Below are 5,120 nucleotides of genomic sequence, written 5' to 3' on the forward strand. Positions count from 1 at the left end.
TCCAACTCCCCATACGACACCTCAACCCCACCCACCCGCACCGCCACCGCACCCGGCACCCGCCGCACCTGCTCCTCAAACAACCCATGCAACAACCGACCGGACCAGCTGTCCGCCGGTGGCGCGGACCGCCGCCGGACCATCTCCACCAGGTCGAACGAGGAGAGCAGCGGCAGGTCGGCCACCCGGCGCCCCGGCTGTCCGACCGCGCCCTCCAGCAGCGCGACGAAGCTGGCCGCCAGCCGCTGTACCGTCTCCGGCCGGAAGAGGTCACGGGCGTACTCGAACCCCGCCCGCGCCGCCTGCCCCGGCTCGGGACGGGTGACCCAGAGCGTCAGGTCGAACTTGGCCGTCAGCTCCTCCGCCGGCACGGTGGTGACCCGCAGGTCGCCCAGCTTCGTGCCGGACGGGCCGAGGTAGGCGAACATCACCTGGAACAGCGGGTGACGACCGAGGCTGCGATCCGGGGCCAGGTCCGCCACCACCCGGTCGAACGGCACGTCCCGGTGCTCGTAGTCGGCGGCCAGGCCGTCCCGTACCAGGTCGACGAGGTTGGCGAAGGTGGCCTGCCGCTGCACCACGGAACGGAGCACGACGGTGTTGACGAAGTACCCGACGAGCCGCTCGGCGTCCCGGTGCCCACGCGAGTCGACCGGCAGCCCCACGCTCACGTCCTCCTGGCGCGCCCACCGTGACAGCAACGCCTGGAAGCCGGCGAGCAGCACGGTGAACAGGGTCGCGGAGTGGGTGCGGGCGAGGCCGTCGAGGCCGTCGACCACCGGGGCGGGAACGGTGAACTCCACCATCGCCCCGGCCGAGGTGCCGACCGCCGGGCGGGGGAAGTCCGTCGGCAGGTTCAGGCTGCCGGCCGCGCCGGCCAACCGGGACCGCCAGTACGCCAGCTGACGATCGAGCTCGTCCCCCTGGAGCCAGGCCCGCTGCCAGAGCGTGTAGTCGGCGTACTGGGCCACCGGCGGCGGCAGGGGTGACTCCCCGCCCCGGGCGAAGGCCGCGTACAGGGCGTCGAGTTCCTCGAAGAGGATGCCGGTCGAGGGTCCGTCCACGACGATGTGGTGGGCGTTGACCACCAGGACGTGCTCCCGCCCGGTGAGCCGGACCAGCTCGGTCAGGAACAGCGGGCCGGTGGCCAGGGCGAAGGCCCGTCCGTGGTGCTCGCGGATCAGCGCCGACAGCCGGGCCGCCCGCTCCCGCTCCGACCGGCCGGACAGGTCGGTCACCGTGAGGTCCGTCGCCTCCCCCACCACCTGCACCCCGACGCCGTCCACCGTGGGGAAGGTGGTGCGCAGCGACTCGTGCCGGCACGACAGTTCCCGCACCGCCCGCCGCAGCGCCGCCACGTCCAGCGCCCCTTCCAGGCGCAGCACCGTGGTCACGTTGTAGGTGGCCGGTCGGTCGTCGAGCTGGCCGATGAACCACATCCCGCCCTGTCCCAACGACAGCGGGATCCGCTCGGGCCGGGGCCAGTCGGCCAGCGGGGTCTCCCGGGTCGGCCGTTCCCGCTCGAGCAGCGTCACCACCTCCGTGCGGAACCGTCGCAGGGTGTCGAGCATCTCCGGGGCGAGCGGACGCGACGCCGTGTAGCGCAGCCGCCCCTGGTGCACCCACAACCGCACGCCGTCGGCGCGGAGCGTGCCCAGAAGCTGGTTCAGGTCATTCATGGCGGGAAATCCTCACTGACTCGTCTGGTACCGGAATACGTCGGCGGCGAACGGTCGCGTCGACCGCCCGGGAATGGCACACTGAGCGCCCGGCCGCCGGGGTCGTGACCCATGGCGGAACAATTTGTCGGAACCGGAACGGGGGACGGAACAATGGTGGTCGACGAACTACTCGGTGAGCTTCGCCGAATGGGGGTGACGCTCTGGGAGGAGGACGGCCGGATCCGCTACGACGCCCCGCGCTCGGTGCTGACCCCGGAGGTCCTGGACCGGGTCCGCGCCCATCGCACCGCGATCCTTCAGCGGATCCGCACCGGCCCGGACCGGCCGGCCGCGACGGGGCGCCCCGGGCGGCTCCGGCTGCGTCCGCTGACCCCGCCCGGTGCCGACCCGGTGCTGATCGTGATCCCCGGAGCCGGAGTCGGCCCCCGTGCCTTCGGCTCCTGGGAGCGGCAGGCTCCCGGCGGGGTCGAGGTGGTGGCGGTCCACCTGCCGGGCCGGGAGGAACTGCTCGGCGAGGTGCCGTACACGCGGGTCGAACCGCTCGCCGACCGGCTCGCCGACGAGATCACCTCCGGGTACGCCGACCGGCGGTGCGTCCTGGTCGGCCACAGCGGCGGTGCGCTGATCGCCGCCGAGGTGGCCCGCCGGCTGCCGGCGGACCGGTTGGCGCTGCTGGTCGCCGCGGCGGCCGTACCACCGGACCTCATCGATCCCGACATCCTCACCGCCAGCGACGAGGACCTCGTCGCCGGAATGCGGGAGCACGGCGGCATCCCGGCCGAGTGGGCGACCGATCCCGGCGCCCTGGCGGCGTTCCTGCCGGCCGTCCGGGCCGACCTCGCCGTGGCCGTCTCCTGCCGACGGGAGTGGACCGAGGCGGACCGCCTCGAGGTTCCCCTCCTGGCCCTGCACGGCCGGGCGGACGAGTCGGTGACCGGGGTGCACTGCGACCGGTGGCGGCGCTGGACGCGGGCGGCGGTCCGGGTACGCGAACTCGACGGCGACCACTTCTTCCCGGCCCGCGCGGGCGGGGCGGTCATGGCGGAGGTACGGGACTTCCTGGGGCACGGCCACTGACCTCCCGGGTCAGGCGGACGCCGGAGCCGACGCCAGCTCCGGCGCGGAGATCCGGGTGTCCGGCCGCTCGACCACGGAGGCGAGGATGCCCAGCAGGTCGTCGACCAGGTCGACGACGGTCGTCCGGTCGAGGATGTCGGTGGCGAAGCTGACGGATCCGGTGATCCCGCCGGGTGCGTCGTCGGCGTCGACCTGCTCGACCACCTGGAAGCAGAGGTCGAACTGGGTGAGCCCGGTGTCGACCGGCTCGAACGACGTCTCCAGTCCGGGCAACGCCGGTGGCCGGACCGGCCGCACCTGGAAGGCGAGCATCACCTGCACCAACGGCGAGTACGCGAACGTCCGCGTGGGGTTGACCAGCTCGACGACCCGCTCGAACGGCAGGTCCTGGTTCGCCAGCGCGGCGAGTCCGGTCTCCTTCGCCCGCTCCAGCAGTCGGAGGAAGGTCGGGTCACCGCCGGCGTCGACGCGGAGCACCACCGTGTTGGCGAAGAAGCCGACCAGGTCGTCGAGGGCCGGATCGACCCGGCCGGAGACGACAGCCCCGACGACCACGTCCGGTCCGGCCCCCCGCCGGGCGAGCAGGGCGGTGAGAGCGGCGTGCACGACGGTGAAGACGGTGGCCCGGTGCGCCCGGGCCAGCGCGGCCAGCCCGAGGTGCAGGGACCGGGGCACCCGCAGCGGGACGGCCGCACCGGTGGCGGTGCGGTGCGTCGTGCGCGGCCGGTCGGTGGGCAGCCCGATCAGTTCCGGCATCCCGGCGAGCGCGGTCGACCAGAACCGGGACTGCCGCCGGACGAGGTCGTGCCGGTCCCGGTCCGGGTGCAGCAGGTCGCGCTGCCAGAGGGCGAAGTCGGCGTACTGGACGGGCGGTGCGGGTGGCAGGGCGGACGGCGTGTCGTAGGCGGCGGCGAGGTCCCGCCAGAACGGGGCAGCCGAGGAGCCGTCGCAGGCGACGTGGTGGACGACCACGAGCAGGACGTGCGTGTCGACCGGTCCGGCACCGTCGACCAGCCGGAACAGCCCGGCCCGGACGGGCAGGTCCCGGGCGAGGTCGAAGGTCCGCCCGACGGCGTCGCGCAGGGCGGCGGGCAGGTCGGCCCCGGTCACCTCGACGACCGGGCAGGGCAGGTCGACCCGGTCGGCGGGGACGATCCGCTGGACCACGACGTCGTCCGCGAGTTCCAGCACCGTGCGGAGGGCCTCGTGCCGGGCCACCACCGCGGTCAGGGCCGCCCGCAGCGCGGCCACGTCGAGCGGGCCGCGCAGCCGTAGCGCGAACGGCTCGTTGTAGCGGGGGCTCGGCCCCTCCAACTGGTCGACGAGCCAGAGGTTCTGCTGCGCGTACGAGGCGGGCAGCGGCGTCGGGCGGGGCAGCGGGCCGACCGGGGGGCGCGTGTGGCCCCGGAAGTCGAGGCGGGCCGCCCAGCCGGCGGGGGTGGGATGGCGCAGGATGTCGTCGACCCGAAGTTCCGCACCCAGTTCGGCCCGGACCGCTGCGGCCAGTTCGGCGGCGGAGAGCGAGTTGCCGCCGAGCGCGTAGAAGTCGTCGTCGGGGTCGACCCGGGCGTGGTGCAGCACCCGGGCGGCGAGCCGGCAGAGCCCGGCCTGACGCGCCGTCACGTCGGCGGCGGGAAGCGCCGCGACCGGGTCGGGTTCGGCCGGTTCGGGGGCGACGGGGGGCAGCGCGTTGCGGTCGATCTTGCCGGTCGGCGTCAGGGGGAGGGCGTCGAGGAAGACGAAGGCCGAGGGGATCATGAAGTGCGGTAGTTCGGCCGCCAGCCGCCGGCGGATGCCCTCCTCCTCGGCAGCCTCTCCGACCACGTACGCCACCAGCCGGGGATCGGCCTCCGCGCCGTGCCGTACCGCCGTCACCACCGCATCCGACACCCCCGTGCACCCGAGCAGCGCCGCCTCCACCTCCCCCAGCTCCACCCGGAAACCGCGCACCTTCACCTGGAAGTCCATCCGACCGTGGAACTCCACCTCACCCGAGGAGAGAAACCTCCCCAGGTCGCCGGTCCGGTACATCCGGGAACCCGCCGCACCGAACGGATTCGGCACGAACCGCTCCGCCGTCAACCCCGGCCGATTGAGGTAACCGCGCGCCAGGCCGGCACCCGCCAGACAGATCTCGCCGATCTCGCCGGGCGGCACCGGCCGCAGCCGGTCGTCCACGATCATGAGTTCGGTGCCGGTGATGGGCCGGCCGATGGTGATCGCGTCCGGGTCGGTGACCTCGCAGCCGGTGGCGTACGTGGTGGATTCGGTGGGGCCGTAGAGGTTGAACACCCGCGCCCCCGGCGCCACCCGACGCAACCCCCGCACCAACTCCCCCCGCAACGGCTCACCCGCCAAACT

The 5,120-nt window shown here is 73.9% G+C and carries 3 protein-coding genes; 1 reads left to right on the top strand and 2 read right to left on the bottom strand.

All coding sequences use genetic code 11. The annotated features are described in order from the left end of the window. On the bottom strand, window positions 1–1,679 hold a 1,679-nt coding region (locus AB0F58_RS29875; protein ID WP_357150213.1), incomplete at its 3' end, for a condensation domain-containing protein. A 153-nt stretch (window positions 1,680–1,832) separates the two neighbouring features. On the opposite strand from AB0F58_RS29875, the gene AB0F58_RS29880 reads away from it, so the two are divergent. Next, complete coding sequence (locus AB0F58_RS29880; protein WP_357150216.1) at window positions 1,833–2,759, top strand: alpha/beta fold hydrolase; 927 nt, start codon at window positions 1,833–1,835, stop codon at window positions 2,757–2,759. A 9-nt stretch (window positions 2,760–2,768) separates the two neighbouring features. Here the strand turns inward: AB0F58_RS29880 and AB0F58_RS29885 are convergent. Continuing rightward, a partial coding sequence (locus tag AB0F58_RS29885; RefSeq protein WP_357150219.1) for a condensation domain-containing protein occupies window positions 2,769–5,120 on the bottom strand: 2,352 nt, incomplete at its 5' end.

The sequence above is a fragment of the Micromonospora sp. NPDC023956 genome, assembly GCF_040639195.1.
Lineage (GTDB): Bacteria > Actinomycetota > Actinomycetes > Mycobacteriales > Micromonosporaceae > Micromonospora.